17 protein-coding genes are annotated in these 22345 nt (G+C 61.5%); 9 read left to right on the top strand and 8 right to left on the bottom strand.

Annotated features, from left to right (window positions below; all coding sequences use genetic code 11):
* Positions 1–36: 36 nt before the first annotated feature.
* Entirely contained in the window at positions 37–204 is a 168-nt protein-coding gene (locus BS300_RS21140; protein WP_162516863.1) for a hypothetical protein, read from the bottom strand.
* A gap of 56 nt (positions 205–260) precedes the next feature.
* Between BS300_RS21140 and BS300_RS14695 the strand changes: the two genes are divergently transcribed.
* From BS300_RS14695 to gshA, 4 genes are all read left to right on the top strand, one after another.
* Positions 261–1235 carry an NADP-dependent oxidoreductase gene (locus BS300_RS14695; protein ID WP_071913614.1) on the top strand — a complete coding sequence of 325 codons (975 nt, stop codon included), beginning with the start codon at positions 261–263 and terminating at the stop codon, positions 1233–1235.
* A complete protein-coding gene (locus BS300_RS14700) occupies positions 1232–1669 on the top strand; it encodes a YqaA family protein (protein WP_033112967.1) in 438 nt (145 codons plus the stop codon). Before BS300_RS14695 ends, BS300_RS14700 begins: the two co-directional genes overlap by 4 nt.
* Before the next feature lie 26 nt (positions 1670–1695).
* Positions 1696–4509, top strand: a complete 2814-nt coding sequence (locus BS300_RS14705) for a pitrilysin family protein (RefSeq protein ID WP_071913616.1) — start codon at positions 1696–1698, stop codon at positions 4507–4509.
* A 61-nt stretch (positions 4510–4570) separates the two neighbouring features.
* Complete coding sequence (gene gshA / locus BS300_RS14710; protein WP_071913618.1) at positions 4571–6169, top strand: glutamate--cysteine ligase; 1599 nt, start codon at positions 4571–4573, stop codon at positions 6167–6169.
* 63 nt (positions 6170–6232) lie between these two features.
* Here the strand turns inward: gshA and BS300_RS14715 are convergent, their stop codons facing one another.
* The 3 genes from BS300_RS14715 to BS300_RS14725 form a co-directional block, all read right to left on the bottom strand.
* Positions 6233–8023, bottom strand: a complete 1791-nt coding sequence (locus BS300_RS14715; RefSeq protein ID WP_071913620.1) for a long-chain fatty acid--CoA ligase — start codon at positions 8021–8023, stop codon at positions 6233–6235.
* Between the two features lie 304 nt (positions 8024–8327).
* Positions 8328–8777, bottom strand: coding sequence for a ribosomal protein S18-alanine N-acetyltransferase (rimI, locus tag BS300_RS14720; protein WP_071913622.1), 450 nt, complete (start codon positions 8775–8777; stop codon positions 8328–8330).
* A gap of 52 nt (positions 8778–8829) precedes the next feature.
* Positions 8830–9261, bottom strand: coding sequence for a DNA polymerase III subunit psi (locus BS300_RS14725; RefSeq protein ID WP_071913624.1), 432 nt, complete (start codon positions 9259–9261; stop codon positions 8830–8832).
* A 235-nt stretch (positions 9262–9496) separates the two neighbouring features.
* Here BS300_RS14725 and BS300_RS14730 point away from each other — a divergent pair, with 235 nt between their 5' ends.
* The 4 genes from BS300_RS14730 to prfC all read left to right on the top strand — a co-directional run bounded on the left by BS300_RS14730 (position 9497) and on the right by prfC (position 16479).
* Positions 9497–11110, top strand: a complete 1614-nt coding sequence (locus tag BS300_RS14730; RefSeq protein ID WP_071913626.1) for an ATPase RavA domain-containing protein — start codon at positions 9497–9499, stop codon at positions 11108–11110.
* Positions 11111–11120: 10 nt separating this feature from the next.
* Positions 11121–12575, top strand: coding sequence for an ATPase RavA stimulator ViaA (viaA, locus tag BS300_RS14735; protein ID WP_071913627.1), 1455 nt, complete (start codon positions 11121–11123; stop codon positions 12573–12575).
* Positions 12576–12734: 159 nt separating this feature from the next.
* Positions 12735–14609 carry a diguanylate cyclase gene (locus BS300_RS14740; protein WP_071913629.1) on the top strand — a complete coding sequence of 625 codons (1875 nt, stop codon included), beginning with the start codon at positions 12735–12737 and terminating at the stop codon, positions 14607–14609.
* Positions 14610–14889: 280 nt separating this feature from the next.
* Positions 14890–16479: a peptide chain release factor 3 gene (gene prfC / locus BS300_RS14745; RefSeq protein ID WP_085942998.1), complete on the top strand. Its 1590-nt coding sequence runs from the start codon at positions 14890–14892 to the stop codon at positions 16477–16479.
* 95 nt (positions 16480–16574) lie between these two features.
* On the opposite strand, the gene BS300_RS14750 is transcribed toward prfC, so the two are convergent.
* The 3 genes from BS300_RS14750 to mdtH all read right to left on the bottom strand — a co-directional run bounded on the left by BS300_RS14750 (position 16575) and on the right by mdtH (position 19283).
* A complete protein-coding gene (locus BS300_RS14750; protein WP_071913631.1) occupies positions 16575–17036 on the bottom strand; it encodes an acyltransferase in 462 nt (153 codons plus the stop codon).
* On the bottom strand, positions 17033–17959 hold the full coding sequence (locus BS300_RS14755) for a helix-turn-helix domain-containing GNAT family N-acetyltransferase (RefSeq protein ID WP_071913633.1): 927 nt from the start codon (positions 17957–17959) through the stop codon (positions 17033–17035). The genes BS300_RS14750 and BS300_RS14755 overlap by 4 nt, the downstream gene beginning before the upstream one ends.
* A gap of 127 nt (positions 17960–18086) precedes the next feature.
* A complete protein-coding gene (gene mdtH, locus BS300_RS14760; protein WP_043851147.1) occupies positions 18087–19283 on the bottom strand; it encodes a multidrug efflux MFS transporter MdtH in 1197 nt (398 codons plus the stop codon).
* 92 nt (positions 19284–19375) lie between these two features.
* Here mdtH and BS300_RS14765 point away from each other — a divergent pair, with 92 nt between their 5' ends.
* Positions 19376–20269, top strand: coding sequence for a LysR family transcriptional regulator (locus BS300_RS14765; protein ID WP_033112980.1), 894 nt, complete (start codon positions 19376–19378; stop codon positions 20267–20269).
* A 30-nt stretch (positions 20270–20299) separates the two neighbouring features.
* Here the strand turns inward: BS300_RS14765 and BS300_RS14770 are convergent, their stop codons facing one another.
* Positions 20300–22072 (bottom strand): M4 family metallopeptidase, encoded by a 1773-nt coding sequence (locus BS300_RS14770; RefSeq protein ID WP_071913635.1) that lies wholly within the window; start codon positions 22070–22072, stop codon positions 20300–20302.
* Positions 22073–22345 lie beyond the last annotated feature (273 nt).

The following is a 22345-nucleotide window of genomic DNA, read 5'->3' on the forward strand; positions in this document are numbered from 1 at the left end:
AAGGCCACCGATGGGGTGGCCTTTTTCGTATCTGATTCAGTTGGTCAGCACCATCATCAGGCTGAGGAAGGCAGCCAGTCCGCCACCGATGCCGATGATCCAGTAAAACCCCTTGGCCCCCTGTTTGAGCGGGATGCGGAAGTAGAGCAGGAATGCCCACCACCCCAGCGCCAGCAACAGAGGAATAAGAAACATTCGAGCCATGGTCTCCTCGCTGTTATTCTGTTGACCCTCGATGCATCAACAGGATGGCTTGTGCAATGACGCAACTACAGATTACCGCATTCGGCGACCCCTCGGTACTCAAGCTCAACCCCTCTCTCGACAAGGTGCCTGCCGATGGCGAAGTGCGGGTGCGCATCTGCTTTGCGGGGGTCAACCCCATCGATGCCAAGACCCGGGCCGGTCTTGGCTGGGCTGCAGCTCAGAACAAGGACAAGCTGCCCTGGACGCCCGGTTACGACGTGGCGGGCGTGGTGGAGCGAGTGGGTCCCGGTGTAGCCTCGCTGGCCGAGGGCGATCTGGTGTGCGGTATGGTCGGTTTTCCCCTTGCTGCCGGTGGTTACGCTGAATCCGTGGTAGCGAACGAGCACGAGCTGGTCAAGCTTGACGGGGTGAGCCTCCAGCAGGGGGCGGCGCTGCCGCTGGCGGGACTCACCGCCTGGCAGGGATTGTTCGAACATGGCGCCCTTAAGGCGGGGCAGCGAGTGCTGGTTCTGGCCGGTGCTGGCGGTGTCGGTCATCTGGCGGTGCAGTTTGCCGCTGCTTATGGTGCTCACGTGGTAGCCACGGCGAGCGGCGACAACCACAGCTTCCTCCATAGTCTCGGGGCGAACAGGATGGTGGATTACCATCAGGCAGAATGGTTCGCCGAGGTGATCGCCGATGGCCAGTTCGATCTGGTGCTGGATCTGGTGGGGGGCGAGAGCGGCAAGGCGGCGCTGGCATGCGTCAAGCCGGGTGGCCGGCTGGTGACTGTGCCCACCATCACTGCCCAGCTGATCAAGGATGCCGGCGCGGCTGCCGGTATCGAGGTGGTCGGTATGCTGGTGCACCCAGACCAGAAGCAGTTGAGCCAGATGTTGATGCTGCTGCGGCAGGGCGAAGTAAAGATTGCCATCGCCGGTGAATTTGCCCTGAGCGAAGGAGCGTTGGCCCATCAGCGTATCGAAGGTGGCCATGTACGTGGCAAGCTGCTGCTGCGCATGCCCGCCGCCGACGGTTGTCCTGCATGAGCGGGATGATGGAGATGGGGCTGGGTTGGCTCTTTTTGAGCGCCTTTACCTCAGCCACTCTGTTGCCCGGCAGCTCGGAAGTGCTGCTGGGGGCCATGGCGGCCAAGGGGGAGTGGAGCATGGCGAGCCTGCTGCTGTGGGCGACGCTGGGCAACACCCTCGGCTCCATGACCACCTGGTGGCTTGGCTGGCTCGCCACCTTCAAGAAAAAACCGGAAGATTTTCAAGGCCGTGGGGAACAAAAAGCCCTCGGCTGGCTCAAACAACATGGCCACTGGTGTCTGCTGCTTGCCTGGACGCCGGTGGTCGGTGATGGACTCTGTCTGCTGGCCGGCTGGCTGCGCCTCTCCTTCTGGCGCTCTCTTGTCCTGATAGGGCTCGGCAAATTGTTGCGTTACGCTCTGGTATTTCTACTGGCCAGTCAGATCTTCTAGCCCTTTTTGTCACTCACGAGGTTACCGTGAACAAAGTCATACCTTTAACCATTCTGCTGGGCTTCACCCTGCCCGTGCTGGCGGCTCCGACTCTGGTCTCCGAGCAGGTCAAGGAGGAGGGCAAGCTCGCCATCCCTTACCAGATGTACAAGCTGGACAACGGCCTGACCGTCATTCTGGCGCCCGACAAATCCGATCCGCTGGTGCATCTCGACGTGACCTATCACGTCGGGTCGTCACGGGAGACGGTCGGCAAGTCCGGTTTTGCCCACTTCTTCGAGCACATGATGTTCCAGGGCTCCAAGCACGTCGGTGATCAGGAGCATATGCGGATCATCAACGAAGCCGGTGGTGACATGAATGGCACCACCAACAAGGACCGCACCAACTACTACGAAACCGTGCCGGCCAATCAGCTGGAGAAGGTGCTGTGGCTGGAGGCCGACCGGATGGGCTTCCTGCTCGATGCGGTGAGCCAGAAGAAGTTCGAGATCCAGCGCGCCACCGTCAAGAACGAGCGGGCCCAGCGTATCGACAACCAGCCCTACGGTCTGGTGAGCGAGAAGGTGGGCGAGGCGCTCTATCCGCGCACTCACCCCTACTCCTGGCAGCCCATTGGCTATGTGGAGGATCTCGACCGGGTTGACGTCAACGACCTCAAGCAGTTCTTCCTGCGCTGGTATGGCCCCAACAATGCGACTCTGACTCTGGGCGGCGATTTTGATACCAAGCAGGCCCTCGACTGGATCGAGAAGTACTTTGGCTCCATCCCGCGCGGCCCGGAAGTGGCCGAGCCGACGCCAAAACCGGTTACCCTGCCCGAGACCCGCTACGTGACGCTGCAGGACAAGGTGCACCTGCCGCTGCTCTATATCAGCTATCCGACCGTGTCGCTCGGCGATCCGCAGGAGCCGGCACTCGACATGTTTGCCGACGTGCTGGGCGGCTCCGCCAGCTCCATGCTCTACCAGTCGCTGGTCAAGACCGGCAAGGCGATCGATGCGGGCGCCTCGCACTACTGCGAAGAGCTGGCCTGTACCCTGACCGTCTACGCCTACCCCAACCCGGCGGTAGATGGCAGCCTCAAGACCCTCAAGAGCGAAGTGGACAAGGTGATCGGCGAGTTCGCCCAGCGCGGCCTCAAGCCGGAGGATCTGGAGAAGGCGATCAACAGCTATCGCGCCTCGGCTATCTGGGGGCTCGACAGTGTCTCCGGCAAGGTGAGCCAGCTCGCCATGGGTCAGGTGTTTGCCCAGGATCCCAACTACGTCTTCAAGACCCTCGACGCCATCGGCAAGGTGACGCCGGAGCAGGTCAAAACCGCCTACGACCAGTTCATTGCCAACAAGCCGGCGGTGGTGCTGAGCGTGGTGCCGAAAGGCAAGGCCGAGTGGCAGGTCGCCACCCCGAATTTCACCCCGGCCAAACGCGAACTGCCGGACTACAGCAAGCATGATCAGGCGCTGGCCGAACGACCGGTAAAAGACAGTTTCGATCGCAGCGTACAGCCCAAGGCGGCCGATGCGGTGAGCGTCAAGGTGCCCGCCATCTGGCACGGCAAGCTCGACAAGAACATCGAGATCATCGGCACCCGAAGTGACGAAATCCCGGCGGTTTCCATCATGATCGCCCTGCCGGGTGGTATCCGGGCCGAGGAGAAGGGGCAGTTGGGGCTGGCCAATCTGACCGCCGCCATGATGGGGCAGGGGTCGGTGCGCCTGACCGAAGGGCAGCTCAGCGACGAGCTGCAAAAGCTGGGCTCAAGCATCGATGTCTCCAGTGCCCAATACAACACGCTGATCACCATCAGCTCACTGGCCGACAAGTTGCCACAGACGCTGGCGCTGGTGCGCGAAGTGTTCGAGCGCCCCGGTATGCGGGAGGCGGACTTCGAGCGGGTCAAGGCGCAAATGCTGCAGGGGATGCAACAGGCCCAGCAGCAGCCTGAATGGCTGGCGGGACAGGCATTCCGCGAGCTGGTCTATGGCAAGAACAACCGCCTCGGCCAACCCTCCGACGGGGTACCTGCCGATGTGGCCAAGCTGACGCTGGCGGATGTGAAGCACTACTATCAGGCCTACTACAACCCCTCCAATGGCAAGGTAGTGGTGGCTGGCGATGTGAGCCAGAAGCTGATTGAAGAGCAGCTCGGCTTCCTGAGCGACTGGAAAGGGGCGACGCCGGCTCTGGGGGATCTCAAACTCAAGGGCAAGCAGGCCAAGCCGGGCATCTATCTGGTGGACAAACCGGGTGCGCCCCAGTCGGTGATCCGCATCGGCCGCCGTGCCATGCCGTTCGATACCACGGGTGACTACTTCACCGCCGGGCTGATGAACTTCAATCTGGGTGGCAACTTCAACAGCCGCATCAACCTCAACCTGCGCGAAGACAAGGGCTACACCTACGGTGCCAGCTCCGGCTTCTCCGCCAACCGCGAGGTGGGTACCTTTGCCACCGGCGCCAATGTGCGTACCGATGCGACCGTGGATGCCATTCGCCAGTTCCTCAAGGAGATGGACAACTACCGCAAGAGCGGCCCGACCCCGGTCGAGCTGGCCTATATGCGTAGCGCAGTTTCCCAGCAGGATGCCCTCTCTTACGAGACCTTGGGCCAGAAGGCGGGCTTCCTGCTGCAGATGGTGATGTATGACCTGAAACCGGACTATGTGCAGGCCCAGAACAACCTGATCAAGACGGTGTCGGCCGAGACGCTCAAGGCGAGTGCTGCCCGCTGGCTCAATCCGGCCGACATGGTGATCGTGGTGGTGGGAGACAAGCAAAAGCTTGAAAAACCCCTGAAGGAGCTTCATCTTCCCATCTATCCGCTGCAGTTGCCGTAACTGACGCTTTATAAAAATCAAGAGCCGCCCCGGATGGGGCGGCCTCACATGAGCCGTGAATATGACTACAACAAGCTTGTCACTCACCGAGTTGCTGACTGCGCTGGGATCTCCCGAGCGATTGACTGCTCTCAAGGGGATCCGGCGCGGGATCGAGCGTGAATGTCTGCGCATCACGCCGGATGGCCGACTCGCCCAGAGTGACCATCCCCGGTCGCTGGGCTCGGCCCTGACCCATCCCAACATCACCACCGACTACTCGGAGAGCCTGCTGGAGTTCATCACCCCGGCTACCGACTCCCTCGACAGCCTGATGGAGCAACTGGGTGACATCCATCACCATGTGATGCGTCATCTGGGTGACGAGCGGATCTGGCCGCTCTCCATGCCCTGCTTCGTCGGCGGTGAGGAGAGCATCCGGCTGGCCCAATACGGCAGCTCCAACATCGGCAAAATGAAGACCCTCTACCGACAGGGGTTGAAGAATCGCTACGGCAGCCTGATGCAGGTGATCGCCGGGGTGCACTTCAACTTCTCCATGCCTGACAGCTTCTGGAGCGAGTGGCAGGATCTGGTGTGCGAAGGGTGCTGCAGCCAGCGCTTTATCTCCGACAAGTACATGGGGCTTATTCGCAACGTCTATCGCTTCGGCTGGCTGGTGCCCTACCTGTTTGGCGCCTCGCCGGCCATCTGCGAATCCTTCCTCAAAGGGCGCAAGAGCAACCTGCCGTTCGAGAAGACCGGCAAGGGCACCCTCTATCTGCCTTACGCCACCGCGCTGCGTCTCTCCGATCTGGGCTATACCAACAGCTCCCAGGCGGGGCTCAAGATCAGCCACGACAACCTGCCGGCCTATGTCAGCAGTCTGCGCCGCGCCATCAATACCCATGATCCCGAATTCGCCAAGATCGGGGTCAAGGTGAATGGGGAGTATCGCCAGCTCAACGACAACGTGCTGCAGCTGGAGAACGAGCTGTATGCCCCGATCCGGCCCAAGCGCACCCCGCGCAGCGGCGAGAAGCCGTCGGATGCGCTGGAGCAGCGCGGCATCGAGTACATCGAGCTGCGTACCGTTGACGTCAACCCCTTCACGCCGCTGGGGATCGACGCCGATCAAATCCGCTTCTTCGACCTGTTCCTGGTCTGGTGTCTGCTGCGCCCCTCTCCGGTGCTGAGCGAGGAGGAGATTGCCCGCAATCGCCGCAACCAGAGCAAGGTGGTGCTGGAGGGGCGTCGCCCCGGCCTGACGCTTGAAGATGAGCAGGGCAATGCTATTGGCCTCAAAGAGTACGGCCTCAAGCTGTTCGAGGAGCTGGCTCAGGTAGCCGACCTGCTGGATCGCTGCTGCGGTCGCAACCGCTACCGCGAGACGCTGGCGATGCATCGCGAGAAACTGCTCGACCCCGAGCTCACCTACTCCGCCCGCATGCTCAAGGAGCTGCTGGAGAGCGGCAAGGACAATGGCTGCTACGGCGACAAGCTGGCGACCCGCTATCGTGAGGAGCTGCTGGCAGGGGAGCTGCAATACTGGGATGAGGCCTACTTTGCCGGTGAGGCGAAGGATTCGCTGGCCAAGCAGCGGGAGCGCGAGCGCAGCGACAGCGTGTCGTTCGATGACTTCCTGGCCGACTACTTCGGTACCAGCAAGACCACTGCCTGACGGCAGACCAAGAAAAAAGCCGCTCGATGAGCGGCTTTTTTGTTTCCGGAAACCCGAACGGTATCAGACGTGGTTATACATCGCCTCGATTTCGCTCTGGTACTTGGCTTCGATGATCTTGCGGCGCAGCTTCATGGTGGGGGTGAGTTCACCCAGCTCCATGGAGAAGGCGCTCGGCAGCAGGGTGAACTTCTTCACCTGCTCGAACTTGGCCAGCTCTTTTTGCAGATCGGCGATGCGTGATTCGAAGAACTCCACTACCCGGGAGTGGCGCAGCAGCTCGGTCTTGCACTGATACTGCAGGTTGATGGAGCGGGCGTACTCCTCCAGCGACTCGAAGCAGGGCACGATCAGCGCCGAGACGAAGTGGCGAGCATCGGCGACGATGGCGATCTGCTCGATGAAGCGATCTTTGCCGATGGTTCCTTCGACCAGTTGTGGCGCCACGTACTTGCCGTTGGAGGTCTTCATCAGCTCTTTGAGGCGCTCGGTGAAGTAGATGTTGCCTTCGCTGTCGAGCTCGGCGGCATCACCGGTGCGCAGGAAACCATCTTCGGTCATCACCTCGGCGGTCGCTTCCGGCTTGTTGTAGTAGCCGCGCATCACGGTGGGGGAGCGCACCAGCAGTTCGTTGTTCTCACCCAGCTTCACTTCGATACCGTTCAACACAGTGCCGATGGAACCCAGCTTGAACTGCTGATCTTCGTAGCAGCAGACGGTGGCGGTGGTTTCGGTCATGCCGTAGCCGTACTTGAGGTTGAGCCCCATGGCCTGGAAGAAGAGGTTCACATCGTCAGCCAGACGGGCACCGGCTACCGGCAGGAAGCGGGTGCGACCGCCAAAGCGGGCGCGCAGTTTGCGAAACACCAGCCGCTCGGCGAGCCAGAGCTGGCCGTAGAGCAGGGGAGAGGCGGACTTGCCAGCCTGACGGGTGGCGACCATCTGCTTGCCGACCCGGGTGGCCCAGCCAAACAGGGCCTGACGCAGGCGCGGAGCCTGGGCAACCCGGGCCTGGATCATGGCGTAGGCCTTCTCGTAGAGGCGCGGCACGGCGCACATCACGGTCGGCTGCACGTCGCCAATCACATCCATCACCTTCTGCGGATCGCGGATGTAGACGTTCTCGGCACCGCAATAGAGCACGTAGTAGCTCCAGGCGCGCTCGAACACGTGGCTGAGCGGCAGCATGCAGAGCGACACATCCTGCTCGTTCAGATCGAGGCGGCTGTTGTGCATCTCGAAACAGGCGGCGATGTTGGCGAAATCGAGCATCACCCCTTTGGGCTCGCCGGTGGTGCCGGAGGTGTAGATCAGGGTCAGCAGATCATCCATCCGGTACTGGCTCTCCCGTACCCGCAGCTCCTGCTCGCTGGGCTGATGGTTGCCGGAGACCAGAAACTCCTGAAAGTGGCTCGCTTGCGGGCAGCCGCGCAGGTTGACGCTGCCGTCGAGGGCGACGAGCTGGCGGATCTCGCCGCTTTCAATCAGTTGCAGTGCCTGATCGAACTGGGGTTGCTCGCCGACAAACAGCAGGCCGATGTTGGCATCGCGCACGATATAGCGCAGCTGATCCAGGGTGCTGGTGGGGTAGATGGGGACGCTGACGCCGCGCGCGGCAAGGATGCCGAGATCGGCCTGGGTCCACTCCGGCATGTTGCGCGAATAGATGCCGACCATTTCGGTGGGCTGGTGTCCGGCACGGATCAACGCCTGTGCGCAGTAGTCCATGGCCTGGCCCAGAGTACGCCAGCCGATGGCACGCCATTGACCATCCTGCTGAACGCGCAGGGCAGCCTTGTTGCCAAGCCGGGCAATACGCTCGCGCATCAATTGAACCAGATGAAGCTTCGGCATCAATCAAACATCCTTTCGTTACAGTTGTACGCCCACGAGGGCACTAAAAAGCGGGCTAGAGTTTAAACTCCAATATTACAGCTTACAAGTGTTCGCCGTTTGTTCTGGATCACAAAGAGGGCAAATAGCCCATCTTCTGCACAGTGCGAGCGGCTTGGTTGAGACCGGAACCGACGCTAGAGGCAGAAGCTCGGAAGGCAAGGGGAGTGGGCAAGCGAAGGGGAGCGGGAAATGGGGGAGGTGAGAGGAGGGCTGGGTTCCCTCCTCGTTCAGTCACTATGTTGGTGGGGCTTTATTGCCGGGATCAGCCGAAGTCGAACAGGCGCGACATCAACACGGCGTCTTCCCGATCCTGGCCGGTACCATAGTAGTCGGCGCGGCGGCAATACTCGGCAAAACCCGCGCTCTCGTAAAGATTGATGGCGGTCTGGTTACCGGCGCGCACCTCGAGGAACCAGGCCTGCGCCCCGCTCTGCTTGCTGTGCGCGAGGTAGTGCTGCAACAGTGCCCGGCCCAGCCCCTTGCCCTGAAAAGCGGGGTGGACGCAGATGTTCATCAGCGAGCTGTCGCCCGCCACCAGATCCGAGATATAGAAGCCCGCGGGCTTGCCATCGACCAGCATCAGGGTGTTGAGGTAGCGGGGGCCAAAGCAGGAGAGCAGGTTGGCCTGACTCCAGGGCTCCTTGTGGGCGGCCTGTTCGATGGGATAGACGAGGTCGAAGTCGGCTTCGAGCAGGGGGCGAAACTCAGGCATGGTAGCTCCGTGGGATAACGTCAAAGCCCGCAGCGACGGGCATGGGATTGGGTCAGGCTGTCCGGGCTGCGAGATGTGGCTGCAACTGTTGCCACAGTGCCCGCTTTTCGGCACTGCCGGGGGCGAGCGGGCAGACGAGGGCATCGGGCCAGCGGGAATCGGCCTCGGTCAGCCAGAGCAGCGGTGACGGCTCTTGTTGCAGCCAGTGCGCCTCTGGGGGCGTGCTCAGCAGCGTGACCTCATCGGTTCTGATGGCGAGCAGCTGACAGATATCCTCCAGCAGTGTCGCAACGGGCAGCGCCTGAGCCAGCAGCCAGAGCTTGCCGGCAGGGCGAGGAGCCTGTGGGATAGCCTCTTGCGGCGATTCCGTACTGGCTACTTCTGCCTCTTCGGCAGGGGCGACACCCAGCATGGCCGGACGACGCAGCTGCCAGCTCTGAATGCCCATGCGGGCCAGCATGCTTTGACGTACGGGGTCTATCATGGGTGAGTCACTCTCTTGGCTGCATTGGGGAAAATCGTGCCGGCAGGGTACACGCGAACGGGTTGCTCTGCACCCTTTGCGGCCCTCTGCGGGGGTTATCCGGTTTTTTTCCTGCCAGAGTCGGGTATTCTGGCGCAATAGAACCGGATAAATATCATAACAAGAGAAACCCCAAGGACGAACAGGTGGCCATCACCCCTTGGGCTTATCATCATCCCAGCCTGGAATTGTCTCTATGTCGCCTTTAGCTCAAGCCACGAACTCTGCGCGTGCCATTCCCATTCAGGAGCGCCTGCCCCGCCTGCTGGCCGCTCTGGGGGAGGGGCTCTATGAACGGCAGGATGCCCTGCGTCTCGGTTTGCTGGCTGCGCTCAGTGGCGAGAGCGTGTTTCTGCTGGGCCCCCCCGGCATCGCCAAGAGCCTGATTGCCCGCCGCCTCAAGCTGGCGTTTTTTGAGGCCCGCCACTTCGAATACCTGATGACCCGCTTCAGTACGCCGGAGGAGGTGTTCGGCCCCCTCTCCATTCAGGCACTGAAGGAGGATGGCAAATATCTGCGCCTCACCGCTGGCTACCTGCCCGAGGCCGAGGTGGTATTCCTCGACGAGATCTGGAAGGCGGGCCCCGCCATCCTCAACACCCTGCTCACCGCCATCAACGAGCGGCAGTTTCGCAACGGCGACAGCCAGCACCCCATTCCGATGCGGCTGCTGGTGACTGCCTCCAACGAACTGCCAGCCCCCGACAGCGGGCTGGAAGCGCTCTATGACCGGATGCTGGTGCGGATCTGGATGGATCGGGTGCAGGAGAAGTCCAACTTTCAGGCGATGCTGGCCAGCGACGGTCATTCGCACCACAACCTGCCTGCTTCGTTGCAGATCCGCGGGGACGAGTACGAGCAGTGGCAGGGCGAGATTGAACAGGTGCGGTTGCCGGATGCCTGCTTCGAGCTTATCTATCAATTGCGCCAACAGCTCGACAGCCAGCTGGCGCACCGCTGCTATGTGTCGGATCGGCGCTGGAAGAAGGCGGTACGGCTCATCAAGGCGAGCGCCTTCTTCAATGGTCGCGACGAGGTGGCCCCTATCGATTTGCTGCTGTTCAAGGATTGCCTCTGGCATGACGAGGAGTCCCGCACTGCCCTGCTGGAGATGATGACCGAGTTCTCCCGTCTCTATGGCTATCAGCAGCTGGCGATGACCCGCCAGCTGCTGGCCCTGCGCGATCAGTTCAAGCAGCTCAAACAGAGCGTGGCCCAGCGCCTCTGCTGCAAGGCGCGGCAGCGCAAGCAGTGGTTTGGCCGCCGCGCCCGGGGGATCGAGATCCCGCTCGCCAATGCCAGACCCTTTGGCAAGCAGGTGCACTTCCATCTGCTCACGCCGGCCCCGCTGGATGGCAGCGATCCCGAGCGGCTGACCGATACCCTGATGTTTGATCGCACTCTGCTCTCTCACTGGCGCCCTACCGGTGAGGCGCTGGTCGGCCATCCGCTCGGCAACCCGAAAGAGGGGCACTACGAGCTGGTGCTCGACGACGAACTGCGGCTGCAGGTGCTCGATATCCAGCGTCAGCAGGTCCCGCTGGTGCTGGTGGAGCGCAGCGCCATTCCCGAGGTGGTGCTGGAGCCTTGGTTGCAGGCGCTCGACGAGTTGCAGAGCCAGACTGGCAAGGTGCAGCAGGATCTCAAGCAGCAGCGCAGCCTGTTCGAGCGTCATCAGCAGCACCTCTTTATCGCCTCGCGCTGGCTGCAACAGGTGGAAGACAGCTTCTTCGTGCTGGGACGGGATCTCGAGCTGCTGCGCAGCGAATTGGCACAGTGGCGCGAACGGTTGCCGAGACTGGACGGCTAAGGGGCAGATCATGCTTGAGATCGGCATGCTGGATCTGGGACTGCTGATGGGCGAGGGGGAGCTGGCGGGCGAGGTGGTGGCGCTGCTGGCAGCCTCGCCCAAGATTTCCGAGTTCATCAGGCGCTCCCCGCTTCAAGGCAAGCTGCTGAAAAAGCGTCTGCAGAGCTGGGGCGAGCAGCTGGGGGAGGAGATCCGCCACAAACCGGTGCCGGTGGCGCTGGAGCAGGAGTACCTGCTCTATCAGGCCCATCGGCAACTGCCGATGACCGAGCTGGTTGGTCGTCTGCCAAGCCTGCTGGAGTCGCTGGAGCAGTACAGCCCCTTTGCCGGTGAGGCGCGATCCTTGGTGCGCCAGCTGATGGCTCACCCCACCGAGGGGTTGTGCCAGCTCTTTATCGACAAGTGGCGTGCCAGTCTGGTGGGTAGCCTGCTGCAGCTGCAGCAGCAGATCGCCGAGGCGGAGCGGGAGAAACAGCGTCAGGAGATTGAAGATCAGCTGCTGGCGAGTCGTACCCTGGCCGATGCCCTCGACCCCAACAAGATCTCCGCCGGTGGTCTGTGGGATCTGGCGCAGGGGAGCTGGCACAAGCGCAGTCTGGTGCTGGTCAAGCAGTATGCCCGCATGTTGCAGCGCGAGCCGCTGCTGGCGGAGATTGCCGGTCTGCTCGGGCGCAGCGAGCGGGAGCGGCGGGCGCAAGAGCAGCCGGTGCCGCCGGTCGAGGTGCTGGAGCTGGAACCGGCACCCAGCGACGATGTGCCGGACGATCTGGTGGGCATTCATCAGGCGAGCGATTTGATGCGGCTGCTGCCAAGCGAGGCGGTGATGCTGGGGCTGCCCGAACTGGAGCTGGAGTTCTACCGCCGCTATCTGGAGCGGCGCCTGCTCAGCTATCAGTCGCGGGGTACCCTGCCGCGCCAACGCATCATGCTGCGCACCCCGGAACAGGGGGGTAAGCAGCTCCAACAGCGCGGCCCCTTTATCGTCTGCGTCGATACCTCCGGTTCCATGGGCGGATATCCGGAGGAGTGCGCCAAGGCGCTGTTTCTGGCCCTGCTGCGGGTGGCGATGGACGAGAAGCGCGGTTGCTATCTGATGCTCTTCTCCACCGAGGTGGCGACCCTCGAGATCACCGCCGATACCGGACTGGAGAAGGCGGAGCGCTTCCTCTCCATGAGTTTTCACGGCGGTACCGATTTGGTGCCCTGCCTCGAGAAGGCGCTGGCCAAGCTCGATGATCCCGCCTTTGCCAAGGCGGACGTGCTGGTCATCTCCGATTTTATCGCCCAGAGCCTGCCCCACGCCCTGCTCGATCAGATGAACCGCTATCGTCAGCGCCAGACCCGTTTTCATGCGGTGGCCATGTCCCGTCACGCCAAGCAGGCGCTGCTGCGGGTGTTCGACAACAGCTGGTTGCTCGATTGCGGCCTGCGCGGCCGCTTGTTGCGACGCTGGCAACAGCACTGAGCCGACGTCTTGCCAAGTCATAATCCACTTGAGGCTGCCTTTAGCTGATTGATATGGCGCGTTGTTTGGTTCCTGTCAGTGGTTGCTGTACGTTGTGGGATGAGCAGTTATGATGTGCTGCACAATGGCTGTGTTCTCTGACTGGAGAAGTGACCCCGCATGATACGTTTCCTCGCCCTGCTCTTGCTGACCGCGCTTTGCAGTAGCTCCGTATGGGCTGCCAGAGAGCCGCTTGCCGAGCCAAAACTCTCCCGAGAGCTGCAACAGCTGGAGGAGGGGAGTCACAGCGAGCGTGTTTTTCGACTGCGTGTTGCCGTGCTTGCAGCAAACTATGATGCCTATCCACCGGATGTGCAGGGGCGCATCGTGCGCCTGCAGTGCTGGGCCATGCCAGCCGAGCGGGATGGCGAATATCGCCGGGTGGTGGAGTTTGCCGACAAGGCACTGCAGCGGGCCCGTGAGCGCAAGGATGGCCTCACCGAGGCGGGCCTGCTCACCTGTCGCGGCTTTCATCAGCAGCTGCTGGGCAACATGAAACAGGCCAAGGCCGATTACGAACAGGCGCTGCAACTGGCGCGCAATCTGGGTGACAGGCTGCAGGAGGCGGACATCCTCAGTCAGCGCGGCGACATGTATGCCTATCAGGGCAAGCTGGCGGAAGGGCTGCAAGAGCTGATGGAGGCTCACCGCGGTTATGAAGCTCTGGGACTGGATGGCAAGGCGCGGGAGACGTTGGGTCACATTGCCAATGCCTATCGCAGGATGGGGCTCTATGAGCGGGCCGAGGGCTACTTCAAGGAGCTGGAGAAGGAGTACGAAAAAGAGGGGGAGGAGGAGCGCCAGATTAGTATCATCTCCCAGCAGGGGGTGCTCTACAGCGAGATGGGGGAGTATGCAAGGGCGCGTCCGCTGCTGGAACAGGCGGAGCAGTTCTACCGGAAACAGCAGCAGGATGGCTTTCTGGCCTGGAGCCAGATTGAGCTGGCCACCATCCTCCACTATCAGGGCAAGGGCGATCAGGCCATGGCCAAGCTGCAGCAGGCCGAGGCGATTCTGCTCCGTAGTAGCGATATAGACAGCGTCACCCAGGGGCACTGGCAACTGGTGATGGGGATGGTGCTGGAGACGCAGGGCAAGCTATCCGAGGCGCTTGCCAGCCTTGCCAGAGCCGAGCCCATCTTCGTCAAAGAGAACAATCAGCGCTTTTTGACCCGGCTCTACGAGGTGCGTTCGCGGATCTTCGAGTCGAAGGGGCAGATTAAAGAGGCGCTGGCCAATCTGAAGCTCTATGTCAAAACTCGCACGGCGGTCGAGAAGGTGCTGATGGAACAGCGGACTCTGCAGATGCGCTTCGAGTTCGACATGGCACGCAAGGAGCTGGCCCACCAGACCCTCAAGACCAGACAGCTGTTGCAGGAGGCTGAACTCCAGCAACTGCGCGAGCGTCGCTACTGGCAGTATCTGGTGGTCTCGCTGCTGCTGGTGCTGATGGGGATCGCTGTCTTCTATCAGTATCGCCGCTCCCGCAAGATGCACCATCTGGCGATGACCGACGAACTGACCGGCATCCATAACCGCCGCCAGATCCAGAAGCTGGGGGAGGAGTCCTTTCAGCAGTCGCGAAGCAGTGGCAAGCCATTTAGCGTGCTGCTGCTCGATATCGATCACTTCAAACAGGTCAATGACCAGCTGGGCCATCATGTTGGCGACAGCGTGCTGGTGGCGGTCGCCAGCAGCGCCGAAGGGCAGCTGCGCTCGCTCGATCGGATAGGACGCAACGGTGGCGAGGAGTTTCTGGTGCTGCTGCCTGACACGGGTCTTGATGAGGCTGTCGAGGTGGCGGAGCGGATCCGTTATCACATCTCTTTGCTGAAGGTTGATGGCGTACCGGAAGGGCATGCCATCCATGTCAGTATCGGTTGTGCCGAGTTGAGCTCTCTCGACGAGACATTGAGCGACCTGATCAAGCGTGCTGATGGCGCCATGTATCGGGCCAAGCAGGCAGGACGCAATCTGGTGATGCGGGCAGAGTAGTTAGCCCGCATTCTCATCCATCCTCTGAGCGGATCATCCGGCTGCTGAATTCCCCAAGCCGGACTGGGTATTTTTCACCCGTGCGGGTATAATGTCGCGCAATTTTGCTTTGACTCAGGCGAGAAGACCCATGTAACGCAACCCTCTTCCTCTCACCACCGACAGACCAGATGTCTGCCCGAGTGGCCCGTTGCGTATCCATGCCGGACCGTGAGTCAATGCGGCATCCCGGAATTACTCCCACGGTGGCCAAGGCCGCCGCCCAATAGAAGAACGTTGAATTATGTCAGCTGAATTTCTGAGTGAAGTCTCCAAGAGACGCACTTTTGCGATCATTTCGCACCCGGATGCGGGTAAAACCACCATCACCGAGAAAGTCCTGCTGTTCGGACAGGCCATTCAGCGCGCCGGTACCGTCAAGGGCCGTGGCTCGGGCCAGCACGCCAAATCCGACTGGATGGAGATGGAGAAGCAGCGTGGTATCTCCATCACCACCTCGGTGATGCAGTTCCCCTATGCCGATTGTCTGGTCAACCTGCTTGACACCCCGGGTCACGAGGACTTCTCCGAAGATACCTACCGTACCCTGACCGCGGTCGACTGCTGCCTGATGGTCATCGATGCCGCCAAGGGTGTTGAAGACCGGACCCGCAAGCTGATGGAAGTCACCCGTCTGCGTGATACCCCCATCCTCACCTTCATGAACAAGCTGGACCGCGAAGTGCGCGATCCGATGGAAGTGATGGATGAAGTAGAGCGCGAGCTGAAGATCATGTGCGCCCCGATCACCTGGCCTATCGGCTGCGGCAAATCCTTCAAGGGTGTCTATCACCTCTACAAGGATGAGACCTATCTCTATCAGAGCGGTCAGGGCCACACCATCCAGGAGAAGCGGGTGGTCAAGGGACTGAACAACCCGGATCTGGATGCCGCCGTCGGCGAAGATCTGGCTCAGCAGCTGCGTGACGAGCTGGAACTGGTGCAGGGCGCCTCTCCCGAGTTCGATCACGATGCCTTTATCGCTGGCGAGATGACCCCGGTCTTCTTCGGTACCGCACTGGGTAACTTCGGTGTTGACCACATGCTGGATGGCCTGACCGACTGGGCGCCGTCTCCCATGCCCCGCAAGGCCGAGAGCCGCGAAGTGGTGGCGACCGAGGAGAAGTTCTCCGGCTTCGTGTTCAAGATCCAGGCAAACATGGATCCGAAACACCGCGACCGCATCGCCTTTATGCGTATCGTATCAGGCACCTACAGCAAGGGCATGAAGATGCGCCACGTGCGTATCGGCAAGGATGTGAACATCTCCGACGCCGTTACCTTCATGGCCGGTGACCGGGAGCAGGCGGAAGACGCCTTCGCCGGCGACATCATCGGTCTGCACAACCACGGCACTATCCAGATCGGCGACACCTTCACCCAGGGTGAAGATCTCAAGTTCACCGGCATCCCGAACTTTGCACCGGAACTGTTCCGCCGCATTCGCCTGCGCGACCCGCTCAAGCAGAAGCAGCTGCTCAAGGGGCTGGTGCAGCTCTCCGAAGAGGGCGCGGTGCAGGTGTTCCGTCCGCTGATCAGCAACGATCTCATCGTCGGTGCGGTCGGTGTGCTGCAGTTTGATGTGGTGGTTTCTCGTCTGAAGAGCGAGTACAACGTCGAGGCCATCTACGAGGCGGTCAACGTCTCCACCGCCCGCTGGGTGGAAGGGACTGACGTCAAGAAGTTCGAAGAGTTCAAGCGCAAGAACGAGGTCAACCTGGCCCTCGATGGCGGTGACAACCTCACCTATATCGCGCCGACCATGGTCAACCTGCGCCTGGCCCAGGAGCGCCACCCGGACGTGGAGTTCCGTCAGACTCGCGAGCACTGATAAGCGCTTGCCCGACCGGCAGACACGATAAAAAAAGACCCCGCTTCGGCGGGGTCTTTTTATTGGTGTACCAAGGTATCGTCTGGCGTGGGCTCTCAAAAGGTGCGCAGCAAACGGGCCGGATTGCCGGCATAGGTGCCGGGGATCTCTATATCCCGGGTGACGACGGCTCCGGCACCGATGACGGCGCCCCGGCAGATGCGGACCGGTAAAATGGTGGCATTCGAACCGATGCAGACTTCATCCTCAATGACGGTTCGGCCCCAGTGGGCCGAGTACGGATCGGGAGATCCCTGTTTGAAGAGATCGTTGGCAAACATCACCCCGTGACCGATAAAGCACCCTTCACCTATGGTGACGTGCTCGCAGATAAAGGTGTGCGACTGGACTCTGGTTGCGCGGCCAATGATGACGTTGGCCTGCACTTCCACGAAGGGGCCGATAAAGACATCGTCCGCCAGAGTACAGCCGTAGAGATTGACGGGCTCAACCAGTTTCACCCGCTCGCCGAAGCAGACATCGCGAATGCCAACGGTGTGTCGTGTCGGCTCATTCATGATGAGGCTCTCTGTTCCAGATCGAGCAGCATGCAGATTTCGCAATCCCCGTGGCCGGTGCAGCCAAGGGGGCCGGGCAGATGCTCAAACCCGAGGGATTCGTACAGGCTGGTGGCCTCGCGCAGTACTTCGGTGGTCTCCAGATAGCAGCGCCGATAGCCAAGGGCGCCAGCCTCGTCCAGCGCCTGCAACACCAGCCGCTTGCCCAGACCCAGACCACGCAGGGCGGGCAGGAAGTACATCTTCTGCAATTCGCATACTCCCTCTTCTCCAGCCAGCGGCGCTATGCCACCGCCACCGAGGATGGAACCGTCCGGCCCTTCGATGACCCAGTAGCGGCTCGCCTCTTCCTGATAGGTTTGATAGAGCCTGTCCAGATTGGGATCCGAGACGCCATATCCCTTGTCGGCGGTGAGCCCGTACTCCGCCGAGACGGTGCGGATAACGGTCGCGATGTGGGGATTGTCTGCTTCTGTGATAGGGCGAATATGGTAGCCCTGCTGGCGACGAGCACGGGAGAGGGCGCTGCGGTAGAGCAGCATGCCGCTCCACAGCTGTTCGCGCTCGGATTGGCTCAGCTGCGCCAGCATCTCCTCCATGGCGTGATCCATCTCCCGATGCAGCGTCAGCAGCATTGCCTGACCTTCGGCTGTGAGGCGGGCCTCCTTGCTGCGGCCATCGGAGGGGTGGGGATGCCAGCTGATAAGGTCGCGCTCGGCCAGGCGGGCCAGCGGGCGGCTGGCATTGGATTTGTCGATGCGCAGTTTCTCGGCCAGTTGCTGGTTGGTGGCCGGTGCGCTCTCCAGCTCGATCAGCAGGTGTGCTTCGATGGGAGTGAGAGCCAGCTGGCCACAGTGCTGGGAGAGCATACCCAGTTCACGAACCAGATCGCGCGACAGGGCGCGCAGGGGACGGGGATCCATGTCGGGATTTCCTGTTTAGTTGTGTCTGACAACTAAAATAGTCAAAAAGTTGTAATGCGCAACTTTTTTATCGTCCCGGCGGACTAGCAATAGTGGCAGCCCCCGGGCTGCCGCAGGGTAGCGATCGTCAGGCTGCGGCTCTGGCGGCCAGTTCCGGACGGCGGGAGAAGCAGTGGGCAAGCAGCAGCATGGTGGCCACGCCCACCGTACCCAGCACCAGCCAGGGGAGGGCGGGTTGGCCCTGCTGCATGGCGTAATCGTAGAGCGAGCCGCCCCCCACGTAACCGGTCATGCCGCCGACGGCGAGGCCGAGCCGGCTAAAACCCATGTAGCTGCCCCGGGCTGCCGGATTGGCCAGCCGTGTCATCAGGGTCTCCCGGGCCGGTTCGCAGATGATGATCCCGAGATAGAAGCAGGCCAGCAGCACGAAGAGGCCGGAGAGGGTGCTGACGAAAGCGACCAGACCGATCCCCACCGTCATCATCAGGATGCCTGCCAGCAGGCGATTCTCGAGGCGATAGCGACGTTCGCTGAAGCGGGCGATGGGGTAGAGCAGCGCCAGTGACAGCGCCGTTTCCAGGCTGTACATCCAGCCCACGGCGGTGGTGCTGCCGGATAGCTGTTTGACCAGAATGGGAAAGATCAGCATTACCTGCACCCAGAGCATGTAGTAGCCGCTTAAGATCAGCACCAGCCGGCAGAAGGCGCGATCCGCCAGCACCTTGCCCAATCCCTGACGCATCGGCGTCGGCTTGATCGATAGGCGATAGGCGGGCAACAGCGTCCAGTTGCAGAGCGCCGCCAGGGTGAAGAGCCCGGCCCCGAGCAGACAGACGTAGGTGAAGTCAAAGCGCAGCAGCCAGCTGCCGAGCAGGGCGCCGGTGACGGCCCCCGCGCTCTCCAGCATCATCAGCAGGGAGATAAAACGGCCCCGTTCATGGGGACGGGTGAATTTGATCACCAGCGCAGCCCGGGGCGGGTCAAACAGGCAGCCGCCCAGTCCGGAGAGGAAGCAGGAGAAGATCAGCATGGCGCCGCTGTCGGCCCAGGCCAGCGTAGCGAAGCCGATGGCCCGCAGCAGCATGCCGGTGACGATGAGCGGGCGGGCACCGAAACGGTCGGCCAGCGAACCGCCGAAAATCCCCAGCCCCTGCTGGGTCAGCTGGCGCAGCCCGAGAGCCAGACCCACCAGCCCGGCAGCCCAGCCGAGCTGGTCGACGAAGCGCAGGCTGATCATCGGCATCACCACAAAGAAACCCAGGATCACCAGTGTGGTATCCAGCGCCAGAAACCAGCGTCCCCAAAACCTCGCCCTATCGACCATAACGCCCTCTCATTTACAGATAACTTCATTCTGGAGAGGGTTTAGATATAGTGGTAGACGACAACTACCTATATTTCATATCAGGATTATTTATGTCTATGGATCTGGACGATCTGCAACTGCTGCTGGATGTGGCCGAGCTGGGCAGTTTTAGTCAGGCCGCTGCCATCCGCGGCTGGTCACAACCACTGGTGAGTCAGCGGATTGCCCAGCTGGAGGTGAGCCTCGGTGCCCCGCTGTTTCAGCGCCATCGGCGCGGTGTGACCCCAACCCGTGCCTGCGAGGAGTTTCTCCCTGCCGCCCGCTCTGCGCTGGCCACCCTGAGTGAAGGACGGTTGGCACTGCAGGGGGCACCGGCACTGCCCTGTATCCGTCTCTCCAGCCTTCCTTCGCTCACCTCGGTGGTGTTTGGCTCGCTGTTGATGGAGCTGGTGGACGAGCCGTTCGAGATCCGCTGCACCACGGATCACTCGGGCGACATCATGCAGGCGCTGCTGACCGGGGAGGCGGATATCGGCTTTGTGCTCAAGCGCCCACCGGTCTCCGGCCTGCAGATGGAGCTGCTCTGCTGCTCTCCCATCATCGCCATCGCCTCACCGCTCCATCCCCTGGCAGGCTGCCACGGCCTCACGCTGGAGGATATCGCCGATCAGCGGTTGGCCCCCCAGGTGTGGGGGCCGGGGTGTGATGCCTTCATTCAGCAACTGCGGCGGATCCGCCGTGTTGCCAGCCCCATTCACGGCATACAACCGGCCAGTGCGGCGCGGGAACTGGCGCTGGAGCACGGCTTTATCACTTTGATGCCGGAGCTGGCGATTGCGCGGGATCTGGAGATGGGGCGACTGATCAGACTCGATGTGGTCAATTTGCCGCAGGATCACTGGGACGTCATGATGGCCTGGCGCGGTGGCAAGCGGCCCAATCCCGCCAGAGAGACGGTACTGGCCATGGCCCGATCACTGGCCAAACGGTGGCGCAAGGAGTAAAGGGCGCGGGGTTGCCCCCGCGCCAGAGGATCAGTAGCTGGCCTTGAGGGTCACGCCACTGAATGCAGCAAAGCCGGAGAGTTGGACGTACCAGGTACCTGCCTTGGGATTGGTGAAGGAGCAGCTTTCGTTGTTACCGCCCTTGTAGGGACGGCAGTCGTAGCTGCTGCTGGTGGGGGCAGAGCCAAAGCGGACGTAGAGGTCGGCATCACCGGTGCCGCCGCTGCTGTTGATCTGCAGTGACTTGGTGCCCGCCGGTACGGTCAGGGTGTAGTTGAGCTTGCCCCCCTTGCTGGCGGAGAGATTGTTCAGCGGCACGCCGTTTTTCAGCTCGTTGTCGCTTGGTGGCGTCGTACCGCAACTGGCATTGACCCCGACGGTCTGGAAGGCCCGCGCCACATCGGCCTGGTTGTAGCCCAGATCGGCAGTGGCCCGGCTGACGCCGCAAGCCCCTTGCTGGTAGTCGGTGTTGGCGCCCCAGTAGAGGCGGTTGGCCAGCACGAACACCTCGAACGCTTTGCGGGTGTTCCAGCCGTTGCTGTTGGCCAGCAGGTAGAAGGCGCGGTTATAGACCCCAGAGCTGTGGTGCACGTCGATGCCGTCGTAGTAGTCGCTGGCATGGCCGATGGATTTGCCATCACGGGTCGGATCCTCGAAGTAGCGCAGGGAGCCGTTGCCCTTGAAGATCTGCGCCCCGACCAGCCAGTCGTTGCTCCCCTTCATGTAGAACTCGGCCGCTTCCCCCGCCATGTCGGAGAAGGCCTCGTTGATTCCCCCGGATTGCCCCGAGTAGACCAGCCCCGAGTTCTGTTCGGTAAAGCCGTGGCTCACCTCGTGGGCTGCCACGTCGAGGCTTACCAGCGGGTAGAAGGTGGTGGCCCCATCCCCGAAGGTCATCTGGCTGCCATCCCAGAAGGCGTTCTCGTAATTCTTGCTGTAGTGAACCCGCATCTTCAGCTTGAAGGTCAATGGTGCTGTGTTGTACCAGTTGCGGTACATGTCGAATACCACGTTGCCGAAGTAGTGAGCGTCGTTGAGCGGCGAGTAGGCGCCGTTGATCTCCTTGACCCGGTTCTCCGGGCAGGTGAACTGGTGTATGGTGCCGCCAGAGGTGGCGTGGTTGAGGTTGATGGTATCGACGTTGGGGCTGGTCATCCGGCAGTTGTCATCGACGATGAGCGGGCCAAAGTCGGTGCCATAGAAGTATTTGCCGGTCTTGATGTTGCCCCCGGGGCCGGTGGCGTCCTTGTGGTTGATCCCCTCCCAGCGTTTGAGCTCCTCGCCGCTCTGGGCATCGAGGATGACAAAGGGGCGGCTCGGTTTGTCACCTTCCACAACGAAGGAGACCTGATAGACCAGTCGGGCCAGACCGTTCTCGTCCTGCATCACGTAAAGCTTGATCTGCTCGTTGCTCCCCTTGCTGCCCGCCTTGGCCTTGCTGGCGGCATCCTGTGGCGAGAGGGTTGCGACCGGGCTCGCCACATCCTGATCAATCTGGCGCAGCATGCGCCCGCTGGCCTGCTGTAGCTGGCCGCTCAGGCTCTTGTCGGCCACCACGACCTGGCCCATTACCGGAATGCCGTTCCAGGTCTGCTCGTAGCGGATCCGCTGTTGTCCGTTGGGCAGTTTGACTACCCGCACCTGACGAAACTCGCCATCTTCCAGCTGCAGTGTGCCGGAGCCGGCATTAAGGCCAGACATTGCTCTGGCGCTGCTTGCGTTAACGTTGATCTCGACTTCTTGTGCCGCCATGGCGGCACCTCCCCAACAGGCCAGTGCCACGGCCAGAAATACTTTATTCATCTCTTCTTTCCTTAAATCGATGATGTTGTTGAACCGACCCCAGGTCGGGCGTTTTCAAGCTAGTTCGGGGGTAAAAAAGTGCCTCCTGTCAGATGTGACAGCGCAGCACAGAGGGGTAGCAGGATCTGCTGAATGGCCCATTTAGGGCATCAAAAGGAGCCTTTCGAAGAGAGTTATCCGGTTTCAGAGAGCCACCCTCCTCTTTGGAGGGAGATAAATAGTGCGGGGCTGTCGCCTCTTCCTGCCAAGAGAGGTAATGAGGGGGTGACAAAA

The organism is Aeromonas sp. SCS5, assembly GCF_001887375.1.
Lineage (GTDB): Bacteria > Pseudomonadota > Gammaproteobacteria > Enterobacterales > Aeromonadaceae > Aeromonas > Aeromonas jandaei.

Excerpts from the sequence above, each read along its gene's own strand:
- BS300_RS14755 (WP_071913633.1), bottom strand. The coding sequence starts at position 17,959 with ATGGATCCCCGTCCCCTGCGCGCCCTGTCGCGCGATCTGGTTCGTGAA.
- BS300_RS14715 (WP_071913620.1), bottom strand. The coding sequence starts at position 8,023 with ATGCCGAAGCTTCATCTGGTTCAATTGATGCGCGAGCGTATTGCCCGG.
- rimI (WP_071913622.1), bottom strand. The coding sequence starts at position 8,777 with ATGCCTGAGTTTCGCCCCCTGCTCGAAGCCGACTTCGACCTCGTCTAT.
- BS300_RS14765 (WP_033112980.1), top strand. The coding sequence starts at position 19,376 with ATGTCTATGGATCTGGACGATCTGCAACTGCTGCTGGATGTGGCCGAG.
- BS300_RS14750 (WP_071913631.1), bottom strand. The coding sequence starts at position 17,036 with ATGAATGAGCCGACACGACACACCGTTGGCATTCGCGATGTCTGCTTC.
- gshA (WP_071913618.1), top strand. The coding sequence starts at position 4,571 with ATGACTACAACAAGCTTGTCACTCACCGAGTTGCTGACTGCGCTGGGA.
- BS300_RS14725 (WP_071913624.1), bottom strand. The coding sequence starts at position 9,261 with ATGATAGACCCCGTACGTCAAAGCATGCTGGCCCGCATGGGCATTCAG.
- BS300_RS14695 (WP_071913614.1), top strand. The coding sequence starts at position 261 with ATGACGCAACTACAGATTACCGCATTCGGCGACCCCTCGGTACTCAAG.
- BS300_RS14740 (WP_071913629.1), top strand. The coding sequence starts at position 12,735 with ATGATACGTTTCCTCGCCCTGCTCTTGCTGACCGCGCTTTGCAGTAGC.
- BS300_RS14770 (WP_071913635.1), bottom strand. The coding sequence starts at position 22,072 with ATGAATAAAGTATTTCTGGCCGTGGCACTGGCCTGTTGGGGAGGTGCC.
- mdtH (WP_043851147.1), bottom strand. The coding sequence starts at position 19,283 with ATGGTCGATAGGGCGAGGTTTTGGGGACGCTGGTTTCTGGCGCTGGAT.
- BS300_RS21140 (WP_162516863.1), bottom strand. The coding sequence starts at position 204 with ATGGCTCGAATGTTTCTTATTCCTCTGTTGCTGGCGCTGGGGTGGTGG.
- viaA (WP_071913627.1), top strand. The coding sequence starts at position 11,121 with ATGCTTGAGATCGGCATGCTGGATCTGGGACTGCTGATGGGCGAGGGG.
- BS300_RS14730 (WP_071913626.1), top strand. The coding sequence starts at position 9,497 with ATGTCGCCTTTAGCTCAAGCCACGAACTCTGCGCGTGCCATTCCCATT.
- BS300_RS14700 (WP_033112967.1), top strand. The coding sequence starts at position 1,232 with ATGAGCGGGATGATGGAGATGGGGCTGGGTTGGCTCTTTTTGAGCGCC.